The sequence below is a fragment of the Streptomyces sp. TSRI0281 genome (genome assembly GCF_001905125.1).
Taxonomy (GTDB): Bacteria; Actinomycetota; Actinomycetes; order Streptomycetales; family Streptomycetaceae; genus Streptomyces.
The window spans coordinates 203839-225516 of record NZ_LWLE01000033.1; the positions used below are offsets into that span (position 1 = coordinate 203839).

The window sequence follows — 21678 nt, forward strand, 5'->3', positions numbered from 1 at the left end:
ACCTGTCCCCGGTACCTGTCCCCTCCTGACCATCGGTGCTCCCTGTCCCCTCCCGGCCACCGCTGCCCCCCGTCCGCCGACCGTCCGCCCCGCCTCCCGAGAACGCTGGCGCCCATGTCTGCACCCTTCCCCTCCTCCTCCGCCGCGCCCTTCCTGCGCCGCCTGCTCGACCTGCTGGCCGACGACGCGCCCGCCGAGGCACTGGGCGCCGTCTCCTCGGAGGCGAGGGCGGCCGGGGTGCCGGCGGGCGAACTGGCCGAGGTGGAGAAGGCGGCCTCCACCGCCCTGCGGATCAGGGGCGCCCTGCGTCAGCACCGGCGCCGGGAACTCCAGCTCACCGCCCTCTTCGACACCGCGGGTGACCTGGCCGCCTCCCGGGACCTGGACGAGGTACTCAAGGCGATCGTGCGGCGGGCCAGGATGCTGCTCGGCACCGACACCGCCTACCTCACGCTCCCCGACGAGGAGGCCGGGGACACCTACATGCGGGTGACCGACGGGTCCGTGTCCGTGGTCTTCCAGCGTCTGCGCCTCGAACTCGGCGAAGGGCTCGGTGGCCTGGTGGCCCAGACGGCGAGCCCGTACGCGACCCCCGACTACGGCACCGACGACCGCTTCCGCCACACCCGCGACATCAACGCCGGAGTGCTCGCGGAAGGGCTCGTCGCCATCCTGGGCGTGCCCCTGCTGCTCGGCTCCAGCCGGGGCGGTACGGGAAAGGTCATCGGCGTCCTCTTCGCCGCCGACCGCGCCTCCCGCGTCTTCAGCCCGGACGAGGTCGCCCTGCTGTGCTCGCTGGCCGCGCACGCCGCGATCGCCATCGACACCGCCCGCGCTCTCGCCGACACCCGCTCCGCGCTCGACGAACTCGCCGGGGCCAACGCGGAGCTGGCCGCGGCGAACGCGGCGGTACGGGAGCACTCGGCGGCCATGCGGCGGGCCGAGGAGTCCCACGACCGGCTCACGGACCTGGTGCTGCGCGGCCGTGACGTCAAGGACGTCGCGGCGGCCGTCGCCGGGCTGCTGGGCAGCCCGCTGACCATCCACGACCCGGGCGGGCGGCCCCTGGCCGCCGTCCGTCCCGACGGTGCGGATTTCGCCGCCGACAGCATGGACGCCGGGTGGCTGGCCGAGACGGCCGAGGAGTCCCGTGCCGGGGCGCGCGCCGTCCACCGCGACGGGCGGGTGATCTGCGCGGTGCTGGCCGGGCAGGAGCTGCTGGCCGGGCTCGTGCTGCACCGGCGCGACCGGCTCGACGACTCCGACCGGCGGCTCTTCGAACGGGCTTCGGTGGTCACGGGTCTGCTGCTGCTGATCAGACGCACCGTGGCCGAGACCGAGAACCGGATCAGGGGCGAGCTGATCGGCGATCTGCTGAGCGGCGCGGAACGTGACCCGGCCGGTCTGGCCGAACGCGGCCGGCGCCTCGGCATCGACCTGGACCGGCCCCATCTGGTGCTGGTCGCCGAGGCCGGGGCCCGCGAGCGGCTCGCCTCCGCCGCCATGCGGTATCTGTTCGGCGGCGACATCCACGGGGTGAGCGCCGAACACGCCGGAACGGTCGTCCTGCTGGTCGCGTGCGAGGAGGACGGAACGGGCGCCGGGGAGGCGGCGCGGGCCGCGGCGGCGCAGCTCGGCCGGCTGGTCCAGGCCCCCGTCACCGTTGCCGCCACCGGGCCCGCCCGGGGTCCGCGCGAACTGGCCGCCGCCTGCCTGGAGGCGGCGCGCTGTCTGCGGGCCATGCGGGCGCTGGGGCGTACGGGCGAAGGGGCGTGTGTCGACGAACTCGGCTTCCTGGGCGTGGTGTTGGGAGACGCGCGGGATGTCGACGGCTTCGTCGCCGCCACGCTGGGGCCGCTGCTGCGCTACGACGAGCGGCGCGGGACGCATCTGGTGCGCACGCTCGCCGCGTACTTCGGCGCGGGCGGCAGTCTGATCCGGGCGAAGGACGAACTGCACGTGCACGTCAACACGGTGGTGCAGCGGCTCGACCGCATCCAGATCCTGCTGGGCCGCGACTGGAACGACCCGGACCGGGCCCTGGAGCTGCAACTCGCCCTGCGGCTCCATATGCTGTCGGGCGGCTGACGGTACGGCGGGGACGCCCCGCGCCGTACGGTCACCGGCCGCCCGGCGCCGCACCGGGGCTGCCGCGCCCCCTACGGCGTACCGGGTTCCGCCGTCAGGTCGATGAGGCGGCAGACCGTCTCGATGTCTATCTTCACCTGGGCGATCGAGGCCCGGCCCGACAGCCAGGTGATCAGCGCCGAGTGCCAGGTGTGCTCGATGACCCGTACCGCGGAGAGCTGTTCCGGCGTCGGGTGATCCAGCCCCATCGAGTCCAGGATGATCGCCGTCGTGAGCCGCGAGACGGTGTCCACCTCGGGGCTCACGCTGCGGTCCGCGAAGGTCAGCGCCCGTACCATCGCGTCCGCCAGATGGGGTTCGCGCTGGAGGGCGCGGAAGGCGCGCATCAGTGTCTCGGCGACCCGCTGGGCGGCGTCGTTCCCGGCGGGCGGGCGCTTGCGGAGCGTGGTGTGCATGTGCTGGAGCTGATCCTGCATGGTGGCGACCAGCAGATGGACCTTGGAGGGGAAGTAGCGGTAGAGCGTGCCCAGGGCGACCCCGGCGGCCTCGGCCACCTCGCGCATCTGCACGGCCTCGAACCCGCCCCGGCCGGCGAGCTGGGCGCTGGCGTGCAGGATGCGGCGGCGGCGGGCCTCCTGGCGTTCGGTCAGCGGAGGCGCTGCCGGTCTGGCTTCCGCGGTCATGACTCCCCATCCATGGCTTTCGTCCGCATCCGAGAGCGGTCGAGCGAGCTTCCGGGCGCGCACAGCATGCCAGGGTGCCTGCCGTGGCGCGAATCACCTGATCCGGCCGTCACGCCATCGCTACCTGCCGGTAGATTCGGACCTCATTGAACGATCCAGTCTGAAACTTGTTCTAGATTAGCGCGAGCGGTTACGCTCCGGCGAACACGCAGTGAGAAGGGGGCCGAGTGTGACCGCTGAGGCCATAGAGACGGGCCCCCGCACGGGCGTCGGCACGTCCGGCAGTACCGGCGACCGGCCGTTGCGCATCGCACTCCTCACCTACAAGGGCAACCCCTTCTGCGGCGGCCAGGGCGTCTATGTGCGCCACCTCGGCCGCGAGCTGGCGCGCCTGGGGCACAACGTCGAAGTCATAGGCGCCCAGCCCTACCCGGTGCTGGACGAGGGCGTCACGCTCACCGAGCTGCCGAGCCTGGACCTCTACCGGCAGCCGGACCCGTTCCGCACCCCGGCCCGCGGCGAGTACCGCGACTGGATCGACCTCGCCGAGGTCGCCACCATGTGGACCGGCGGCTTCCCCGAACCCCTCACCTTCAGCCTGCGGGCCCGGCGCCATCTCGTCGCCCGCCGGGGCGAGTTCGACATCATCCACGACAACCAGACCCTCGGCTACGGTCTGCTCGCCGACCTCGGCGCTCCCCTGGTGACCACGATCCACCACCCCATCACCGTGGACCGGCGGCTCGATCTGGACGCCGCCGAGAACCGCCGCCGCCGCGCCTCCGTGCGCCGCTGGTACGGATTCACCCGTATGCAGAAGCGGGTCGCCCGCCGGCTGCCCTCCGTACTCACCGTCTCCGGTTCCTCCCAGCAGGAGATCGTCGACCACCTGGGCGTACGCGAGGACCGCATCCGGGTGGTGCACATCGGCGCCGACACCGACCTCTGGTCGCCCGATCCCTCGGTCGCCGAGGTGCCCGGCCGGATCGTCACCACCTCCAGCGCCGACGTCCCGCTCAAGGGCCTGGTCCACCTCGTCGAGGCGCTCGCCAAGCTCCGCACCGAGAACCCGCACGCGCACCTCGTGGTCGTCGGCAAGCGGGCCGAGGACGGGCCGGTCGCGCAGGCCATCGAGCGGCACGGGCTCCAGGACGCCGTCGAGTTCGTCAAGGGCATCAGCGACGCCGCGCTGGTCGACCTCGTGCGCAGCGCCGAGATCTCCTGCGTGCCCTCGCTGTACGAGGGTTTCTCGCTGCCCGCCGCCGAGGCCATGGCCACCGCCACCCCGCTGGTCGCCACCACGGGGGGCGCCATCCCCGAGGTCACCGGCCGGGACGGGGAGACCTGCCTCGCCGTGCCGCCCGGGGACGCGGACGCGCTGGCCGTGGCGCTGGCCCGGCTGCTGGGCGACCCGGAGCTGCGGTCCCGCCTCGGCGCGGCCGGCCGTGACCGGGTTCTGGCCAACTTCACCTGGGCCGGGGCGGCCGTCGGAACCGCCGAGCTGTACCGTCAGGCGATCGCGGCCAGCGGAGCCCGCAGGTGACCGCTCCCGGCGCCCCCTGACCCCTGCGGCGCTCCCCGACCCACCCCCCCGGAACCCGTACCTCCGACCTCGAAGGCAGGCCCTTGTGCTGACCGTCGACTTCACCCGCTTCCCGCTCGCCGCAGGCGACCGAGTGCTCGACCTGGGCTGCGGTGCCGGCCGGCACGCCTTCGAGTGTTACCGGCGCGGCGCCCAGGTGGTGGCCCTCGACCGCAACGGCGAGGAGATCCGCGAGGTCGCGAAGTGGTTCGCCGCGATGAAGGAGGCGGGGGAGGCTCCCCGGGGCGCCACCGCCACCGCGATGGAGGGCGACGCGCTCAATCTGCCGTTCCCCGACAACTCCTTCGACGTCGTGATCATCTCCGAGGTCATGGAGCACATCCCCGACGACAAGGGCGTACTCGCCGAGATGGTCCGGGTCCTCAGGCCCGGCGGCCGGATCGCGATCACCGTGCCGCGTTACGGCCCCGAGAAGGTCTGCTGGACGCTCTCCGACGCGTACCACGAGGTCGAGGGCGGCCACATCCGCATCTACAAGGCCGACGAACTGCTCGGCCGCATCCGCGAGGCCGGGCTCAAGCCGTACGGCACCCACTACGCCCATGCGCTGCACAGCCCCTACTGGTGGCTGAAGTGCGCGTTCGGAGTGGGCCGCGACGGCAAGGACGCCGCCCTGCCGGTGCGCGCGTACCACAAGCTGCTGGTCTGGGACATCATGAAGAAGCCCCGGGCCACCCGGGTCGCCGAGCAGCTGCTCAACCCGGTCGTCGGCAAGAGCTTCGTCGCGTACGCCACCAAGCCGCACCTCACCAAGGCCGAGGCGTGAGCACCCCCGAGCAGACCGAACACCTCGTCCTGCCCGGCGTCCTCACCGCCGAGCAGGCCGCCGAGACGGTCGCCGCGCTGGTGGCGGCGCAGTGCGAGGACGGGGCGCTGCCCTGGTTCCGCGGCCACCACCTCGACCCGTGGGACCACACCGAGGCCGCCATGGCGCTGGACGCGTCCGGCGAGCACGCGGCGGCGGAACGCGCCTACGACTGGCTCGCCCGCAACCAGAACGCCGACGGCTCCTGGTACGCCGCCTACCACGACGGTGATCCCCGGCAGCCGACCGACCGGAGCCGGGAGAGCAACTTCTGCGCCTATGCCGCCGTCGGGGTCTGGCACCACTACCTCGCCACGGGCGACGACGCGTTCGTCGACCGGATGTGGCCGACCGTCCACGCCGCGGTCGAATTCGTCCTGGGGCTCCAGCAGCCGGGCGGCCAGATCGGCTGGAAGCGCGAGGCCGACGGCACCCCGGTCACCGACGCCCTGCTGACCGGCTCCTCCTCCGTGCACCAGGCCCTGCGCTGTGCGCTGGCCCTCGCGGAACGGCGTGAAGAGCCGCAGCCCGACTGGGAGTTGGCGACCGGCGCGCTCGCCCACGCGATCCGCAGCCACCCGGAACGCTTCCTGGACAAGAGCCGCTACTCGATGGACTGGTACTACCCGGTCCTCGGCGGCGCGCTCACCGGAGCCGACGCCACCCGCCGTATCCAGGACGGCTGGGACCGTTTCGTGGTCCCCGGACTCGGGGTCCGCTGTGTGCTGCCCAACCCCTGGGTGACGGGCGGCGAGAGCTGCGAACTCGCCCTGGCGCTCTGGGTGACGGGGGAGTCCGACCGGGCCCTGGAGGTCCTCCAGTCCATCCAGCACCTGCGCGCCGAGGGCGGCCTGTACTGGACCGGATACGTCTTCGAGGGCAACCGGGCCTTCTGGCCCGAGGAGCTCACCACCTGGACCGCCGGGTCCCTGCTGCTCGCGGTGGCCGCGCTCGGTGGGGACGAGGCGACCACCGCGGTCTTCAGCGGTGAACGGCTGCCCTCCGGCCTGGAGCCGGACTGCTGCCGCTGAACGGCCGGGGCGGTCAGGAGCGGCCGACCCGGCCCGCGACGGCGTGGCCCACGGCGAGGTAGACGACGGCCGCCAGACCGTAGCCGGCGACGACCCGCGCCCACGCCTCGTCGAAGGTGAACAGGTCGTACGACCAGCCGGCCAGCCACCTGGCCGAGTCCTGGACGAACTGCACCAGGTCGTTGCTCCGGTTGGCGTCGAGCAGATACATCAGGATCCACAGGCCGATGATGAAGGCCATGATGTCGGCCACGACGGCGATGACTCGTGCTGCGGTGACGCTTCCTTTGCTTGTTCTGTGAGACATGGACTCCGGGTTGCCGCTCCGCGCCGGGTGAAACCCGGACGGGTGGCACGAGTGGCGGCCCGGGGCCCTGCGGGCCAGCCTGACCAGGAGTGCCGATCTCCGGCGCTCGGCGCGAAAGTGCCCGGTCAGGGAGGCCCGCCGTGCCCCGTTCCATGCCGCTTCGCCGTCTCCTCGTGGCGCTGCTGATGTCCTGTGCCGTGCTGGTGAGCACCACCGCGTGCGGCGACAGCGACAGCGGCGACACGATGAGCGGCGCGGCGACGCCCAGCGGCTCGGCCTCCGCGGAGCGGCAGAAGCTCGCCAAGACCCGGTTCGTGGCCAACGCGGGCCTGGCGGCCGGAGCGACGTACCAGTGGATCGTGAAGCCCTACCGTGCGGGCACGTTCAAGAAGGGTGCCGACGGCCGGACCTTCGCCGTCGTCAAGGCGGGGCTGGCGGGCGCCTTCGCGTACAACCGGCTCAAGGCGGCGGCGAACAACGCCAAGGGCGACCCGCTGCTGGCGAAGGCCGTCGCCCCGCTGACGGCCGGTATCGAATCGCTCAGGGGGATGGCCACCAGACTCCGCAAGGGCGAGGCGGGCGACGGTGACATCGGCGCCTTCGAGAACGTCATCAACAACATCAAGGACGCCGGGAAGAGCGCGGGCGCCGAGGTGAAGGACAAGGTCCCCTCCACCGCACAGCTGAGCGGATAATGGGGTGGGGCGGTGTGGTGACAGCGCTTAGGGTGCGCCCATGACGCTTCTCCCGTACGACCGTTACTGCGACGAGATCCTCCACCAGACCGATGAACTGAGGGCGGTCCTCAAGGGCGCCGACCTGACGGCGACCGTTCCCAGCTGCCCGGACTGGAACCTTCGGGAACTCGCCGTCCATGTCGGCGGCGCACACCGCTGGGTCGGTGAGATCGTGCGGAGCCGGGCCGGTGAGGACATAGCCGAGGAACGGATTCCGGGGTTCGCCGGGCCCGAGGGGGACGATCCGGCCGCCCTCGACACCTGGCTCGCCGTGGGCGCCGCGTCGGCGGTCGCGGCCCTGCGCGAGGCCGGGCCGGGTACGGAGGTCTGGACGTGGGCCTGGGAGCGCCGGACGGACTTCTGGGTGCGGCGCATGACGCACGAGACGGTCGTCCACCGCGCCGACGCCGCCCTGGCGGCCGGGACCGGTTTCGAGGTGGCGCCCGAGGTGGCCGCCGACACCATCGACGAATGGCTCCGGATCGTCTCCTTCGTCCAGGACGGCGGTGAGGACCCGGAGGCGGCCGAACTGCGCGGCGCCGGGCGCTCGTTGCATCTGCACGCCACGGACGTGCCGGGCGCCGAGTGGCTGATCGAGTTCGGCGAGGACGGCTTCACCTGGCGGCGGGCCCACGAAAAGGCCACCGTCGCCCTGCGCGGACCGCTCACCGATCTGATGCTCGTCTTCAACCGCAGGCTGGACCCCGGCAGCGACCGGGTCGAGGTGCTCGGCGACGCGGAACTGCTGGACTTCTGGCTGGAGCGCTCGTCGTTCGGATGAGCCGTGCGGGGGCCCTCAGCTGTTGAGCTCGGCCAGCACGCGCAGGGTGGCCGGGTCCGGCGCCGTGACCAGCAGATCGGTGACCGGCCCCTTCCGCCACAACTCCAGCCGCTCCTTGATGCGTTGGCGCGGCCCGACGAGCGAGATCTCATCGGCGAAGGCGTCCGGCACCGCGGCGACCGCCTCCTGTCTGCGGCCCTGGAGGAACAGGTGCTGGATGTGCCGGGCCTCCTCCTCGAAGCCCATCCGGGCCATCAGATCGGCATGGAAGTTGCGCGCCGCGTGCCCCATCCCGCCGATGTAGAAACCGAGCATCGCCTTCACCGGCAGCAGCCCCTCCGCGACGTCGTCGCAGAGCCGCGCCCGCGCCATCGGCGCGATCATGAAGTCGTCGCGGAGCCCGGTCAGCGCGTCCGCGTACACCTCGGTGCGCAGCGGTGACCAGTACAGCGGCAGCCAGCCGTCCGCGATCCGGGTGCTCTGGGCGATGTTCTTCGGCCCCTCCGCGCCGAGCAGTACGGGCAGGGAGGCGCGCAGCGGATGGGTGATCGGCTTCAGCGCTCTGCCGAGTCCGGTGCCGTCCGGGCCGGTGTACGGGTGGGAGTGGAAGCGCCCGTCGAGCTCGACGGGGGCCTCGCGGGCCAGGACCTGGCGGATCACATCGACGTACTCACGGGTGGCCGTCAGCGGGCTCTTCGGGAACGGGCGGCCGTACCACCCCTCCACCACCTGCGGCCCCGAGAGCCCGAGACCGAGCATCATCCGGCCGCCCGAGAGATGGTCCAGGGTCAGCGCGTGCATGGCGGTCGCGGTGGGCGTGCGGGCCGCCATCTGCGCGATGGCCGTGCCCAGCCGGATGCGGGAGGTGTGGGCGGCGATCCAGGTCAGCGGGGTGAAGGCGTCCGAACCCCAGGCCTCCGCCGTCCACACCGAGTCGTAGCCGAGATCCTCCGCCTCCCGGGCCAGCGCGAGATGGCCGGGGTCCGGGCCGCGGCCCCAGTATCCGAGAGCGAGTCCGAGCCGCATTCCGGTCCCTCCGACGGTATATGACGATGTGTCAGATAGCTGGCGCCTGAAGGACTGTACGACAACGGCCCCCCGCCCGGAAGGGCGAGGGGCCGCGGGGCCGTGCGTGGACGTCAGCCGCGCTGGATGCCCGTGGTGTCCTGGAGGACGCCACGACGGCCGTCCTGCGTCTGGGCGATCAGGCCCGGACCGCGCTGCTCCACCGCGAGGTACCAGGTGCCCGGAGCCAGTTCGGCGATCGGGTTCGGCGAACCGTCCTCGCCGTACAGCGGACGGGCCACCGGAACGGCGAACCAGAACGGGGTGAAGTCGGCGGCCGGAGCGCCGCCGCCCTGCGGAGCCTGCTGCGCCTGAGCGGCGGCCTGCGGCTGGGCCGCGTCGGGCTGACCGGGCTGCGGCTGCGCACCGTACGGCTGGGGCTGACCCGGCTGCGCACCGTACGGCGGCTGCTGGGCGCCGGGGTAGCCGTAACCCTGGCCGGGCTGGGCACCGTAGGGCGACTGGACGGCCTGCGCGGGGCGGGGCGCACCGGCGAGCGGCGCCTTGAGCGCGGGAATGAGCGGACCGGCGACCGCACCGGCCGCCAGTACGATGGCCGCCAGCAGGCCGAGGATCATGCCCGCGCCCGCGTCATTGGCGTCGATGGTCGTCCAGAAGGCGGTCCACAGCGCGAAGACGCAGAACGCGGCTCCGAACGGGGCCAGATCGAAACCCGCGACCTTGCGGCCGGGAGTGGCGCGACCGACGATCAGCAGCGCCGCACCGATGACACCGGCCAGGAAGATGCTCATCAGGAGCGAGAGCGAGTCCCAGGCGTTCGCGCTGTACTGGGAGCAGTCGACGCCCTGCGGGCAGTCGTAGCCGGAGAGGTCGAGGAAAGAGGCGATGAACAGCACGACCGCTGCTCCGATCACCACGCCGTCGCCTCGAGTGAGGGAGCGGATATTCACGTGAAGGTCCTTAGTCGGTCGTTTCGTCGGGGCGGTCGTCGCTGCCGCCTTTGCGGCGGGTACGGCACGAAGCTCGGGGGCGGCTCCCCATCGTACGGATGAATCTATCGTCTGCCCGGTCGGGTTGTGCCCCGGACCGGAGCCTGGTCGGCTATCCCCCCAAATTCCCCCCAGAACTACCCCTTGAGGTAGCCGGTGATGCCGTCGGCCAGTCCCTGGGCGGCCTTCTGGCGCCAACTGCCGCTGGTGAGCAGGGCGGAGTCCTTCGGATCACGCATATTGCCGCATTCGATGAAGACTTTGGGCACGGTCGACAGATTCAGTCCGCCGAGATCCTTACGGGTGTCCAGACCGGTATTGCCGCCGATGTAATTGGAGGGCGCAGTTCCGGTGGTCCGGAGGAAGTTGCCCGCGATCCGGGCACCGAGATCGGCCGACTGTTCGACGATCTTCGAGGTGTCCGCCGCGCCGCCCCGGACAAGGGCCGGAAGAATCACATGGAAGCCGCGATTGCCCACCGCCGACCCGTCGGCGTGCACCGAGACCACCGCGTCGGCCGCGGCCTCGTTGCCGATCCGGGCCCGTTCGTCGACGCACGGGCCGAACGGGCGGTCGTTGTCGTACGTGAGTTTCACCTTCGCCCCCTGCGCTTCGAGCAGGTCGCGCAGCCGGTGCGACACATCGAGGGTGAACAGGGCTTCCGCGTAACCCCCGTTGGTGGAGGTCCCGGTGGTGTCGCACTCCTTGGTGCCGGTGCCGATGTTCACCTGGCGGCCGATCTCCCGGGTGTGCTCGCGGTTGCGCGGATTGTGCCCCGGGTCGATCACCACGGTCCGTCCGCTGAGCGGCCCCTTCGGCAGGGGCTTCGTGGACGCGGAGGAGGTGGCCGGCTTCGGCTCGGGGCTCTTCGACGCGGACGGTGACACCGGGGCGGACGGGGAGAGCGGTGCGGACGTGTCGGCGCCGGAGCCCGGACGCGGCTGCACGGGGGCCGCCCCGCCGTCACCCCCGCCACCGCCTCCGCATCCGGTGACGGTCAGGCAGAGCGAAGCCAGCGCGGCGGCGAGCAGCGGCCGGGCGCGGCGAGTGGGGGGAACGCTGTTGTCGTAACGCACGCGGGCGATGCTATCGGGGCGGCTCAGATCCCCGTTCCGGTGCGCCGCAGGACACGGAGCGAGTCCGTCACCGACACCTCGGCGAACGCCCCGGAGGCCAGTGCCCGCTGATGGATCCGGTACGGGGCCTGTCCGCCGTCGGCCGGGTCGGGGAACACGTCGTGGATGACGAGCAACCCGCCCGGCGCCACATGCGGGGCCCAGCCCTCGTAGTCGCCGCTCGCGTGCTCGTCGGTGTGCCCGCCGTCGATGAAGACGAGGCCGAGCTTTCCGCCCCAGACGGCCGCGACCTGCGGGGAGCGCCCCACGAGCGCCACCACGTGCTCCTCCAGACCGGCCCGGTGCAGGGTGCGCCGGAAGGCCGGCAGGGTGTCCATCCGCCCGACCTCCGGGTCCACCACGGTCGGATCGTGGTACTCCCAGCCGGGCTGCTGCTCCTCGCTGCCGCGGTGGTGGTCGACGGTGAGCGCCGTCACACCGGCCGCACGGGCGGCGTCGGCGAGCAGGATCGTGGAACGCCCGCAGTACGTTCCGACCTCCAGCAGCGGCAGCCCGAGCGCGGCGGCCCCGGCGGCGGCCGCGTACAGGGCGAGCCCCTCGTGTACCGGCATGAAGCCCTTGGCGGCCTCGAACGCGGCGAGAATCTCCGGCTTGGGCCCGGCTGCGGACTCGGCGGCCACGGGTTCCTCCTGGTGGGGCGGGGGCGGGTGCGGAACGGCGCCCCATCGTGCCGTACGCCCCCGCCGAAGGGATCGGCGGGGGCGTACGTGGGGTGAGCCCGGGTCGGGGCGGCCCCCGGCGGAGCTGTGCGCTCGGGTCAGCAGCTCTGCCAGAGTCGGGTCATGACGCGGACGCCGAAGCGCAGGCCCTCCAGCGGGACGCGCTCGTCCACGCCGTGGAAGAGGCGGCCGTAGTCCAGGTCGTGCGGGAGCTTCAGGCCCTTGAAGCCGAAGCAGCGGATGCCCAGGTGCGTGAACGCCTTGGCGTCGGTGCCACCCGGGTTGCAGTACGGGACGGGGTGGCCGTCCGGGTCCTCGGCGCGGACGGCGTCGCACATCGCGTCGACCAGCGGGCCGTCGAACGTCGTCTCCATCGCGATGTCGTGGTTGACCCACTCACGGCTGACGGAGGGGAGCAGGAGCCTGTCGATCGTGTCGATCAGTTCCTGCTCGTGACCGGGGAGGAAGCGGCCGTCGACGCGGGCGGTGGCCTTCCCGGGGATGACGTTGGTCTGGTAGCCCGCGTTGAACATGGTGGGGTTCGCCGAGTTGCGGAGCACCACCTGCATGAAGTCCGCGACCGGGCCCAGCCGGGCCAGGCTGGACTCGATGTCGTTCTCGTCGAACGCGACGCCGTAGAGCCGGGCGGCCTCCTCCAGCAGGGCGCGGACCGGTTCGATCAGCCGGATCGGGAAGGTCTCGCGGCCGATCCGGGTGAGGGACTCGGCGAGGTCGGTGACCGCGTTCTCGTCGTTGGGCGACGAGCCGTGGCCGGCCCGGCCGTTCGCGGTGAGCTCCATCCAGGCCATGCCGCGCTGGGCGTTCTCGATCGGGTACAGCCGGCGCGTGTCGTCGATGGCGAAGGAGAAGCCGCCGCCCTCGCCGATCGCCTCGGTGACCCCGGAGAAGAGGTCCGGGCGGTGCTCGACCAGCCAGTGGGCGCCGAACTTGCCGCCCGCCTCCTCGTCGGCGAGGAAGGCGAGCACCACGTCGCGGGCCGGCTTCGTGCCGGTGCGGGCGAAGTGCCGGGCGGTGGCGAGCATGACCGCCACCGTGTCCTTCATGTCGATCGCGCCCCGGCCCCAGAGGTAGCCGTCGCGGATCTCGCCCGAGAACGGCGGGACCTGCCACTCGGAGGCGTCGGCGGGTACGACGTCCAGGTGGCCGTGGACCAGCAGGGCGCCGCGGGTGGGGTCGCCCCCGGCGATCCGGGCGATGACGCTGGCCCGGCCCGGGGCGGACTCGACCAGTTCGGAGGCGATGCCCACCTCGGCGAGGCGGCCCACCACCCAGTCGGCGGCGGCGCGCTCGTCACTGGTCGGGTTGGAGGTGTCGAACCGGATCAGTTCGGCGCAGAGGTCCACGACCTCGGTCTGGGCCTGCTCGGAGGCGGGGGTGAGGGTCATGCTGCTCCTGCCGCGGTGGTCTCACGGGTGGTGGGGGCCGGGCTGCTGCCGTCCTCGTCCTCCAGGGTGGAGGTGCCGTACGGCTTGACCCAGCCCAGCAGGCCGAGGACGCAGTAGAGCAGGAAGGCGGTGGCCAGCGAGTTGAGGGCCGGGATACCGCCGTCGTAGAACTTGCCGACGCAGAAGGCCACGATCCAGATGACCAGGGACATCGGCACCCAGGTGGGCGAGGTGCGGGGCAGGGTCTCGGCCTCGCGGGTGTCGTCCAGCGGCTTGCGCATCCGCTTCACGACCCAGTACTCGGCGACGATGATGCCGCCGATCGGCGGGATCATCACGCCCAGCAGGGAGAGGAACTCCGTGAAGTGGGTCATGATGCCGACCGCGGACAGGAGCGTGCCGGCGATGCCGAGGACGATGGTGACGGCGCCGCGGTGCAGCCGCTTGCGGAAGACGACCTGGAAGAAGTTGACGACGCCGAGCGAGGAGCCGTACAGGTTCCAGTCGTTGATCTTCGCGGTGGACATCAGGACCACGATCACCCCGAAGGCGCCCGAGGTGGAGAGCACGATGTGCGACACGTCGTTGGACTTCACCAGATGGCCGAGCAGCACACCGACCATGCCCACGATGTACTCGGAGAGGATCATCGAGGAGGCGCTCTGCACGAAGACGTGCGAGCCCTTGCGGTTGTAGCGGGTCATCTCCGGGGAGACGATGGCGCCGGTCATGTAACCGCCCGCGATGGCGGTGGCGGCGACGGCGAGAGGAATCGTTTCGCCGGGCGGCGGCGAGTTGATCAGGTCGCTGATCGAGTGGTCGTTGAGCGTCGTGATGATCGACCAGGCGACCATCCCGAAGAACAGCGGGGTGACGATCTTGGCGAACAGGGCCATGTACTTGAAGCCGAAGATCACCAGGGCCGTGATGGCGATGCCCGCGATCACGCACCACATCCAGGACGGTCCGCCGACCAGCGCCGAGACGCTGTTGCCGAAGATCGTGTTCTGGACGCCGAACCAGCCGACCAGGCTGACCGCGATGACGAAGCTGACCAGTGCCGAACCGTTGCGGCCGAAGCCCGCCCAACGGGTGAGCATCGGGGTCGCCAGACCCTCGCGCATACCGGCCAGACCGATCGCGAAGATCACGATCTCCAGGATCACCGCGCCGAGCGTGAAGGCGAGGAAGGCGTCCCCGAAGGTCATGCCGACGCCGATGGTGGCGCCCAGCGTGAACTGGGAGATCGAGCCGGACTGGGCCAGCCACTGCAGGAGCATGGACCAGAAGCCGAAGCGCTTGTCGCGCGGGACCCGCGAGAGCGAGTAGTCGTCGCTGCCGATGCTCTTGGCCTCGGGGGCCGTGGCGCCGGCCTGGGGGGCGGATGCCATCAGGACTCCTGGGGGATGCGGCCGAGGGTCTGCAGGTGAGCCAGCGACCCGTAGCGGTTGACGAGGTTGTCGAACTCCACCGCGTCGTGGAAGTCCAGGTTCCCGGCGCCGAAGCCCTTGGCGACTTCCACGGCGTAGCGGGCGGCGGACGCGATGTCGCTCTCGTGACTCGCGCCCGTCTGGCAGCCCGGTACCGCGGCGGCCGAGGTGACCGCGAGACCGACGACCGGAGCGGCGGTCGCGGTGGCGGGCTGGAGAATCGAATTGATGTGGTGTGCACCGTTACCGTACGGCGTGATGTCCTGGGTGGTCACCGGGTATGTGACCAACGGCTCACCGGTCACCACGGCCAGCAGCTCGCCGAGCTGCTCGCTGACCCGGAGCACCCAGCCCTCCTTGACGGTGGGCGACAGGGCCAGGCCCTTGTGGTTGATGATCCGGTTGCCCTTGGTGGTGTCGATGGAGAGCACGGCCTCCATGTCGGCGGTCACCTCGTGCCGGTTCATCGTGGCGATGTCCACGGGCGAGCCCATGAACGGCACCGGGTCGTGCGGCTCGGTCGGCGCGTTCGGGCAGATGTGGGTGGCGACGATCACGTCACCGGGCAGCACATCGCCGCGACGGCGCATGTCGAGCAGCTTGGCCGCCGTGGCGATGGCGGAGGCCGCGCCGTCGGCGTCGGAGACCAGACCGGTCACCTCGGGCCGGGCGCCGATGCCGCCGAGCCGGCCCACCACACCGAGGGTGCGGGCGCTGCCGCCCGACGTCCGGCCGCGGGAGCCGGGGATGCGGACGAGCACGAAGTCCGTCGAGCCCTGGTCACCCGTGACGGTGGTGACCTGTGCGGACGAGCCCTCGGCCCCCGCTGCGGCGTCGAGGTATTCGACGACCGTCTTGCCATTGACCTGGGGATCGTCCAGAAGCTCGACGATGTCCAGTACGTACTTCAACATGGGGGGCCTTTCTCCTGATCCTGACACCCGCCCGGCGCTCGACGGAGGGGAGCGCGGGGCGGGGTGCTGAGGCAACATTCGGGATCGGATAGCGTGGAACGCAACTGTTTCCCGTTATTTGCAATTCCGGTCTGAATGGTGAGATGCGATGACCGACTACGATCTGGACCGGCGTAAGCCCGCCGGGGCGCTGCAAACCGTCGACCGGGCACTCCTGGTGCTGCTCGCCTTCGAGCGCACCAGACCCGACTGGGGCGTCACCGAGGTCGCCGAGGAGTTCGGCTGGGACACCTCGGTCGCCCAGCGGCTCCTCGCCACCCTGGCGGGCCGGGGCTTCCTGGTCTCCGACCCGGTCACCCGCCGCTACCGCATCGGCCCCGCCGTACTGCGGCTCGGCAGGCTCTGGGAGCGCTCGGGCTCACTGGAGCTGCTGGCCGGTCCGGTCCTGGAGGAGCTGCGCCGGACCACCGGCGACACCGTCCTGTTCTGCCTTCCGGACAGCTTCCATATGCGCTGCGTGGCCGCCGAGGAGGGCGAGACCGGACCGCTGCGCTACTACCCGCTGGTCGGCGAGCTCTACCCGGCGCACGCGGGGGCGACCAGCAAGTCGTACTACGCCTATCTGCCCGACGAGCAGCGCCACCGGCTCTTCCGGGGCCGTCCCATGGCACGCTTCACGGACCGCACCGTCACCGAACCGGACCTGCTGGAACGGGAGTTCATGAAGGTCCGGGCCCAGGGCTACGCCTGGACGGTCGGTGAGTACGACACCGGGATCGCCACCGTCGCCGTACCGGTGTTCCTGGGGCGCGAGCCGTACGGGAGTCTCAGTCTCGGTGGCGGGGAGGACCGGTTCCAGGGGGCGCCCGAGGACCGGCTCGACGCGCTGCGCCACGCGGCCCAGCTGCTGGAGCAGCGCCTCACTCACCCGCCGCAGCGGCCGAAGTCCCGCGCCCGGCGGCCCCGCACCACCTGACCGACCCGATGTGCCGACGTACCCGAGGAACCCCGTGAATCTGCTTCTGCTCTCCAACTCCACCCAGTACGGCTGCGGTTACCTGGAACACGCCCTGGACACCGTCACCGCGTTCCTCCCCGCGAACGCGCGTCTCGCCTTCGTCCCGTACGCGCTCGCCGATTACACCGCGTACACCGCGCGGGTCCGCGAGGCCCTGGAGCCGTCCGGCATCACCGTGCGCGGTGTCCACGAGAACGCCGACCCGGTCGCCGAACTCGCCGCGTCCGACGCCGTGTTCACCGGCGGCGGCAACTCCTTCCGGCTGCTCAGCGCCCTCTACCGCACCGGTCTGCGCGAGGCCGTGCGCGACGCGGTACGGGGCGGGCTGCCGTACATGGGGGCGAGCGCGGGGACCAACATGGCCGCCCCGACCCTGCGCACGTCCAACGACATGCCCATCGTGCAGCCGCCGTCCTTCGAGACGCTGGACCTGGTCCCGTTCCAGATCAACCCGCACTATCTGGACCCGGACCCGGCCAGCACCCACAAGGGCGAGACCCGCGAGGAGCGGCTCACCGAGTTCCTGGAGGAGAACGACGTACCCGTGCTCGGGCTGCGCGAGGGCTCCTGGCTCCGTGTCGACGGGCGTCGGGCCCACGTCCAGGGCGCCCGCCCCGCCCGGCTGTTCACCCGCGCGGCCGAGCCTCAGGAGCTCCCGCCGGGGTCCGACGTGTCGCGGCTGCTCACGACAGCGCCGCGGTTCGACGCTCCGGTGCGCTGACCGCGCTCAACACGAGATCGGTCTCCGCGGGGCGGCCGGTCGCCGGGGACGCCGCCGGGCAGGCGCGCGGCGCGTACCCGGTGGCCGTGGCCGCCAGCACATAGCGGCCACCGGGCTCGGCCGCCAGGGCGTACCTGCCCTCGTCGTCCGCGACGGTGAGCCCGGCCTGCCGGCCCCGGGTGTCGATCAGCGTCACATTGGCGCGCGCCACCGGCGCCCCGTCCGTGCTCAGCACCCGCCCGTGGAAGCCGCCCGATCCGGCGACGAGCACCGGGGCCGGGCCGGGGGCCGGAGCCGGTCCGGGCCCCGCGGCCGGTCCGGAGCCGGCCCGGAGGGCCCGCGCGGCCTGTGCGTCGTCCGCGCTGCTCGCCAGCAGCACCGGACGCGTCGCCGCCCGCTGCGAGGGCAGGAACGCGGCCAGCACCAGACCGATCAGCACGGCGCCCGTGGCGATCAGGAACGAGATCCGGAAGCCCTCCATGGAGGGGACTTCCGCCGGGCCCATCCGTACCGAGGTGTTCGCCAGCACCATGCCGATCACGGCACTCGACACCGAGGTGCCGATCGAACGCATCAGGGTGTTCAGACCGTTGGCCGCGCCCGTCTCGGACGGGTCGACGGCCCCGATGATCAGCGCGGGCAGCGAGGAGTAGGCGAGCCCGATCCCGGCCCCGAGCATCACCGAGATCACCACGGTCTGCCAGGCGGCACTCATCAGGCCGAGCCCGGCACCGTAGCCGATCGCGATGATCAGCATGCCGAGCATCAGGGTCACCTTGGGGCCGCGTCGGGCGGACAGCCGCGCGTACAGCGGGGCGACGAACATCATCGTCAGACCCAGCGGCGCCACGCAGAGCCCGGCGACGACCATCGACTGCCCCAGACCGTAGCCGGTCGACGCGGGCAGCTGGAGCAGCTGCGGCAGGACGAGTGAGACCGCGTAGAAGGCGACGCCGACCATGATGGAGGCGAGGTTGGTGAGCAGCACCTCGCGCCGGGCGGTGGTCCGCAGATCGACCAGCGGCGCGGGGCTGCGCAGCTCGAACAGGCCCCACAGCAGCAGGATCACCAGGGACGCGGCGATCAGTCCGAGCGTGGTGCCCGAGGTCCAGCCCCAGTCGCTGCCCTTGGTGATGGGCAGCAGGAGGCAGACGAGTCCGAGCGAGAGTCCGAGCGCGCCGATGTGGTCGAAGCGTCCGGGGGCGCGCAGCGGGGGCTCGGGCACGAAGCGGACGGTGAGCGCCATGGCGAGTACCCCGAGTCCGGCCGAGCCGAGGAACAGGGCGTGCCAGTCGGCGTGCTGGGCGACGAGCGCGGAGGCGGGCAGCGCGAGTCCGCCGCCCACCCCGACCGAGGAGCTCATCAGCGCCATCGCCGAGCCGAGCCGCTCACGCGGCAGCTCGTCGCGCATGATGCCGATGCCGAGCGGGATGGCGCCCATCGCGAAGCCCTGGAGGGCGCGTCCGGCGATCATCACGACGAGGTCGTCGGTGGAGGCGCATATGAGGGAGCCGATCACCATGACGGCGAGGCTGACCAGCAGCATCCGGCGCTTGCCGTAGAGGTCGCCGAGCCGGCCCATGATCGGGGTGGAGACGGCGCCCGCGAGGAGCGTCGCCGTCATCACCCAGGTGGCGTTGGACGGGTCGGTGTCCAGCAGGACGGGCAGGTCCTTGATGACAGGGACGAGCAGGGTCTGCATCACCGCGACGGTGATGCCCGCGAACGCGAGTACGGGGACGATGCCGCCCGCACGCTCCTTACCTGGATCGGGGAGTTCCCCGGCGTGCTGTTCGTTCGTCGTCCGTCGCATACGTGTGGCCTCCGGGCAGCATTGACCACCCGGGCTCCCCCCAAGTGTGTGCATGGTGAACGCTTTCGTATGCGCGCGGTATTCCGGTGAACGGGGCACGAACGGGACACGGCTCGAAACGGCCGGTGTTCTGACCTTCCGTCATATTGGAACGTGTTCTACTCTTGCGCCGTTCCAGTGGCTGCGACCGGCGAGGATCCGCAATGGGCATCGGAATCACCGAAGAACATCACGCCTTGGCACAGGCCGTACGCGGGTGGCTGGCCCGTGCCGTGCCGCCCGGGGAGATCCGTAAGATCCTCGACACGCAAGCCCCTCCGGTCCCCGGCGCACGCCCCGCACACTGGGCGCGGCTCGTCGAACAGGGCCTCCCCGGCGTCCATCTGCCCGAGGAGTACGGGGGCGGGGGAGGCGGGCTCCTCGACCTCGCCGTCGTCCTCGAAGAGGCCGCCCACGGCTCCCTGCCGGGGCCCTACCTGGCGAGCGCGCTGACCTCCGCGGTGCTGTTCGCGGCGGTGCGCGAGCCGGTGCCCGGGGCACGGGAGGGGGCGGAAGAGCGGGCGGGGGAGCGGGTGGCGCCCGCAGCGCTGCCCGAGGCGCGGGAGCGGGCGGAAGAGCGGACGGGCGAGGAGACCGGCGGTCCGGCGGGGCGGGGACCGGTGCGCGAACTCGTGCGCGCCCTCGCCACCGGCGACCGCGTCGGCGCCCTCGCCCTCACCCCCGGCACCCTCACCGCCGTCGCGGACGGGGACGGCCACCTCCTCGACGGCACGGCACCGCCCGTACTCTCCGGCGCCGAGGCCGACCTGCTGCTGCTCCCCGCCACCACCGCCGACGGGATCCGCTGGTTCGCCGTCGACACCGCCACGGACGGGCTGACCGTACGCCCGCACCGGGGCGTCGACCCGACCCGCACCACCGCCGGGATCCGGGCCGAGGCCGTACGCGTCCCGGCGCACCGCTCCGTGCCCGCCGACTCCGCGCTCGTCCGCGACCTCGCCGCCGTCCTGTTCGCCGCCGACGCCTGTGGAAGCGCCGCCCGGTCCGTGGCGACGGCCGCCGAACACGCCAAGGCCCGCGAGCAGTTCGGCCGCCCCATCGGGCAGTTCCAGGGGGTCAAGCACCTCTGCGCCGACATGCTCGTCCGTCTGGAACAGGCCCGCGCCCTGACCTGGGACGCCGCCCGCGCCACCGAGGAGGGCCCCGGCGTACGGGGACTGGCCGCCGCCCTCGCCGCGGCCACCGCGCTCGACGCCGCGTACGGCTGCGCCAAGGACTGCATCCAGATCCTCGGCGGCATCGGCTTCACCTGGGAGCACGACGCCCACCTCCAACTGCGCCGCGCGGTGGTCGCCCGGCAGCTGCTCGGGGCCGGGGACACCCACCGGCTGCGGGCCGTCCGGCTCGCCGAGGGCGGTGCCCGCCGCGAACTCGCCCTGGAACTGCCCCCCGGGGCCGCCCGCCACCGGGCCGAGGCACGCCCGCACCTGGCAGCCGCCCGGGGCCTCGGCCCCCGTGACGCCCGCCGCGCCCTCGCCCCCACCGGATACGCCGCCCCGCATCTGCCCGCCCCGTACGGCCTGGCCGCCGACCCCGTACAACAACTCGCCCTGCAACAGGAGTTGAAGGAGCAGGGCATCGCGCTCAGCGGCCTCGGCATCGCCACCTGGGTGGTGCCCTCCCTCCTCGCGTACGGCACACGGGAGCAGCAGGAGCGCTATCTGCCGCCCACGCTGAGCGGCGAACTCCTGTGGTGCCAGCTCTTCTCCGAACCGGACGCCGGGTCCGACCTCGCCGCACTGCGCACCAGGGCCGTACGGACCGACGAGGGCTGGCGCGTCACCGGACAGAAGGTCTGGACGAGCGCCGCCCAGTGGGCCGACCACGGCATCCTGCTGGCCCGGACCGACCCGGACGCCCCCAAGCACCGGGGCCTCACCTACTTCCTGGTGGACATGAAGAACGCCCGGGGCATCGACATCCGGCCGCTGAAGGAGATCACCGGGGACGCCCTGTTCAACGAGGTGTACTTCGACGACGTGCTGCTCCCCGCCGACGCGGTCGTCGGGGAGATCGACGACGGCTGGCGCGTCGCCCGCAACACCCTGGGCAACGAACGCGTCCACATGGCCGACCAGATGACCTTCGACACCGGACTCGAAGCACTGATCGCCCGCTCGGCCGAGCTCGACGGGGCGGGCCGGGCCCGCATCGGCGCGCTCGCCGCGGAGGCCCACGCGCTGGCCTGCATCGGTCTGCGCACCACGCTCCAGCAGGTCGCGGGACAGGAGCCGGACGCCGGAGCCTCCGTACGCAAACTCGTCCAGACCACCCACCAGCAGAAGGTCGCCGAACTCACCCTCGAACTGCTCGGCCCGGCGGGCGCCACCGCCGAGGACGGCGCGGAACGGGCCGTGCACGGATTCCTCATGTCGCGCTGTCTGACCATCGCGGGCGGCACCACACAGGTCCAGCTCAATGTCGTCGCCGAGCGCATCCTCGGCCTCCCCAAGGACTGAAGGGCACACATG

The 21678-nt window shown here is 72.0% G+C and carries 19 protein-coding genes; 9 read left to right on the forward strand and 10 right to left on the reverse strand.

Annotated elements, in window-relative coordinates:
• Positions 1–114 precede the first annotated feature (114 nt).
• Positions 115–2088 carry a helix-turn-helix domain-containing protein gene (locus tag A6A29_RS30135; protein ID WP_073724859.1) on the forward strand — a complete coding sequence of 658 codons (1974 nt, stop codon included), beginning with the start codon at positions 115–117 and terminating at the stop codon, positions 2086–2088.
• A gap of 71 nt (positions 2089–2159) precedes the next feature.
• Here the strand turns inward: A6A29_RS30135 and A6A29_RS30140 are convergent, their stop codons facing one another.
• The gene (locus tag A6A29_RS30140; protein ID WP_073724861.1) at positions 2160–2771 is read right to left on the reverse strand and encodes a TetR family transcriptional regulator; all 612 of its coding nucleotides are present in this window, start codon (positions 2769–2771) and stop codon (positions 2160–2162) included.
• Positions 2772–3000: 229 nt separating this feature from the next.
• Between A6A29_RS30140 and A6A29_RS30145 the strand changes: the two genes are divergently transcribed.
• From A6A29_RS30145 to A6A29_RS30155, 3 genes are all read left to right on the forward strand, one after another.
• Positions 3001–4314, forward strand: coding sequence for a glycosyltransferase family 4 protein (locus tag A6A29_RS30145; protein ID WP_073724863.1), 1314 nt, complete (start codon positions 3001–3003; stop codon positions 4312–4314).
• An 85-nt stretch (positions 4315–4399) separates the two neighbouring features.
• On the forward strand, positions 4400–5140 hold the full coding sequence (locus tag A6A29_RS30150) for a class I SAM-dependent methyltransferase (protein ID WP_073724865.1): 741 nt from the start codon (positions 4400–4402) through the stop codon (positions 5138–5140).
• Positions 5137–6210, forward strand: coding sequence for a prenyltransferase (locus A6A29_RS30155; protein WP_073724867.1), 1074 nt, complete (start codon positions 5137–5139; stop codon positions 6208–6210). Before A6A29_RS30150 ends, A6A29_RS30155 begins: the two co-directional genes overlap by 4 nt.
• 13 nt (positions 6211–6223) lie before the next feature.
• On the opposite strand, the gene A6A29_RS30160 is transcribed toward A6A29_RS30155, so the two are convergent.
• Positions 6224–6517: a hypothetical protein gene (locus tag A6A29_RS30160; protein ID WP_073724869.1), complete on the reverse strand. Its 294-nt coding sequence runs from the start codon at positions 6515–6517 to the stop codon at positions 6224–6226.
• A gap of 140 nt (positions 6518–6657) precedes the next feature.
• On the opposite strand from A6A29_RS30160, the gene A6A29_RS30165 reads away from it, so the two are divergent.
• A complete protein-coding gene (locus A6A29_RS30165; protein ID WP_073724871.1) occupies positions 6658–7212 on the forward strand; it encodes a hypothetical protein in 555 nt (184 codons plus the stop codon).
• A gap of 40 nt (positions 7213–7252) precedes the next feature.
• Entirely contained in the window at positions 7253–8035 is a 783-nt protein-coding gene (locus tag A6A29_RS30170) for a maleylpyruvate isomerase family mycothiol-dependent enzyme (protein WP_073724873.1), read from the forward strand.
• Positions 8036–8050: 15 nt separating this feature from the next.
• On the opposite strand, the gene A6A29_RS30175 is transcribed toward A6A29_RS30170, so the two are convergent.
• From A6A29_RS30175 to A6A29_RS30205, 7 genes are all read right to left on the reverse strand, one after another.
• Complete coding sequence (locus A6A29_RS30175; protein WP_073724875.1) at positions 8051–9061, reverse strand: LLM class F420-dependent oxidoreductase; 1011 nt, start codon at positions 9059–9061, stop codon at positions 8051–8053.
• A gap of 113 nt (positions 9062–9174) precedes the next feature.
• Positions 9175–10011: a DUF5336 domain-containing protein gene (locus tag A6A29_RS30180; protein WP_073724877.1), complete on the reverse strand. Its 837-nt coding sequence runs from the start codon at positions 10009–10011 to the stop codon at positions 9175–9177.
• Between the two features lie 176 nt (positions 10012–10187).
• The gene (locus A6A29_RS30185) at positions 10188–11126 is read right to left on the reverse strand and encodes an N-acetylmuramoyl-L-alanine amidase (RefSeq protein WP_073724879.1); all 939 of its coding nucleotides are present in this window, start codon (positions 11124–11126) and stop codon (positions 10188–10190) included.
• A 23-nt stretch (positions 11127–11149) separates the two neighbouring features.
• Complete coding sequence (locus A6A29_RS30190) at positions 11150–11806, reverse strand: class I SAM-dependent methyltransferase (RefSeq protein WP_073724881.1); 657 nt, start codon at positions 11804–11806, stop codon at positions 11150–11152.
• A 137-nt stretch (positions 11807–11943) separates the two neighbouring features.
• A complete protein-coding gene (locus tag A6A29_RS30195; RefSeq protein WP_073724883.1) occupies positions 11944–13251 on the reverse strand; it encodes a M20/M25/M40 family metallo-hydrolase in 1308 nt (435 codons plus the stop codon).
• A complete protein-coding gene (locus tag A6A29_RS30200) occupies positions 13248–14642 on the reverse strand; it encodes a cytosine permease (RefSeq protein WP_073724885.1) in 1395 nt (464 codons plus the stop codon). The genes A6A29_RS30195 and A6A29_RS30200 overlap by 4 nt, the downstream gene beginning before the upstream one ends.
• Entirely contained in the window at positions 14642–15595 is a 954-nt protein-coding gene (locus A6A29_RS30205) for a DUF1177 domain-containing protein (protein WP_073724887.1), read from the reverse strand. Before A6A29_RS30205 ends, A6A29_RS30200 begins: the two co-directional genes overlap by 1 nt.
• A gap of 148 nt (positions 15596–15743) precedes the next feature.
• Between A6A29_RS30205 and A6A29_RS30210 the strand changes: the two genes are divergently transcribed.
• Positions 15744–16571: an IclR family transcriptional regulator gene (locus A6A29_RS30210; RefSeq protein WP_073724889.1), complete on the forward strand. Its 828-nt coding sequence runs from the start codon at positions 15744–15746 to the stop codon at positions 16569–16571.
• Positions 16572–16605: 34 nt separating this feature from the next.
• Positions 16606–17334: a dipeptidase PepE gene (gene pepE / locus A6A29_RS30215; RefSeq protein WP_073724892.1), complete on the forward strand. Its 729-nt coding sequence runs from the start codon at positions 16606–16608 to the stop codon at positions 17332–17334.
• Here pepE and A6A29_RS30220 read toward each other — a convergent pair.
• Positions 17297–19147 (reverse strand): MFS transporter, encoded by a 1851-nt coding sequence (locus tag A6A29_RS30220; protein WP_073724894.1) that lies wholly within the window; start codon positions 19145–19147, stop codon positions 17297–17299. The two genes, pepE and A6A29_RS30220, sit on opposite strands and share 38 nt — an antisense overlap.
• Positions 19148–19350: 203 nt before the next feature.
• Between A6A29_RS30220 and A6A29_RS30225 the strand changes: the two genes are divergently transcribed.
• Positions 19351–21666 (forward strand): acyl-CoA dehydrogenase, encoded by a 2316-nt coding sequence (locus tag A6A29_RS30225; protein WP_073724896.1) that lies wholly within the window; start codon positions 19351–19353, stop codon positions 21664–21666.
• Positions 21667–21678: the final 12 nt, after the last annotated feature.

Coding starts and splice junctions, on each gene's coding strand:
- A6A29_RS30135 (WP_073724859.1), top strand. CDS start 115: ATGTCTGCACCCTTCCCCTCCTCCTCCGCCGCGCCCTTCCTGCGCCGC.
- A6A29_RS30140 (WP_073724861.1), bottom strand. CDS start 2,771: ATGACCGCGGAAGCCAGACCGGCAGCGCCTCCGCTGACCGAACGCCAG.
- A6A29_RS30160 (WP_073724869.1), bottom strand. CDS start 6,517: ATGTCTCACAGAACAAGCAAAGGAAGCGTCACCGCAGCACGAGTCATC.
- A6A29_RS30170 (WP_073724873.1), top strand. CDS start 7,253: ATGACGCTTCTCCCGTACGACCGTTACTGCGACGAGATCCTCCACCAG.
- A6A29_RS30175 (WP_073724875.1), bottom strand. CDS start 9,061: ATGCGGCTCGGACTCGCTCTCGGATACTGGGGCCGCGGCCCGGACCCC.
- A6A29_RS30195 (WP_073724883.1), bottom strand. CDS start 13,251: ATGACCCTCACCCCCGCCTCCGAGCAGGCCCAGACCGAGGTCGTGGAC.
- A6A29_RS30200 (WP_073724885.1), bottom strand. CDS start 14,642: ATGGCATCCGCCCCCCAGGCCGGCGCCACGGCCCCCGAGGCCAAGAGC.
- A6A29_RS30205 (WP_073724887.1), bottom strand. CDS start 15,595: ATGTTGAAGTACGTACTGGACATCGTCGAGCTTCTGGACGATCCCCAG.
- A6A29_RS30210 (WP_073724889.1), top strand. CDS start 15,744: ATGACCGACTACGATCTGGACCGGCGTAAGCCCGCCGGGGCGCTGCAA.
- A6A29_RS30220 (WP_073724894.1), bottom strand. CDS start 19,147: ATGCGACGGACGACGAACGAACAGCACGCCGGGGAACTCCCCGATCCA.
- A6A29_RS30225 (WP_073724896.1), top strand. CDS start 19,351: ATGGGCATCGGAATCACCGAAGAACATCACGCCTTGGCACAGGCCGTA.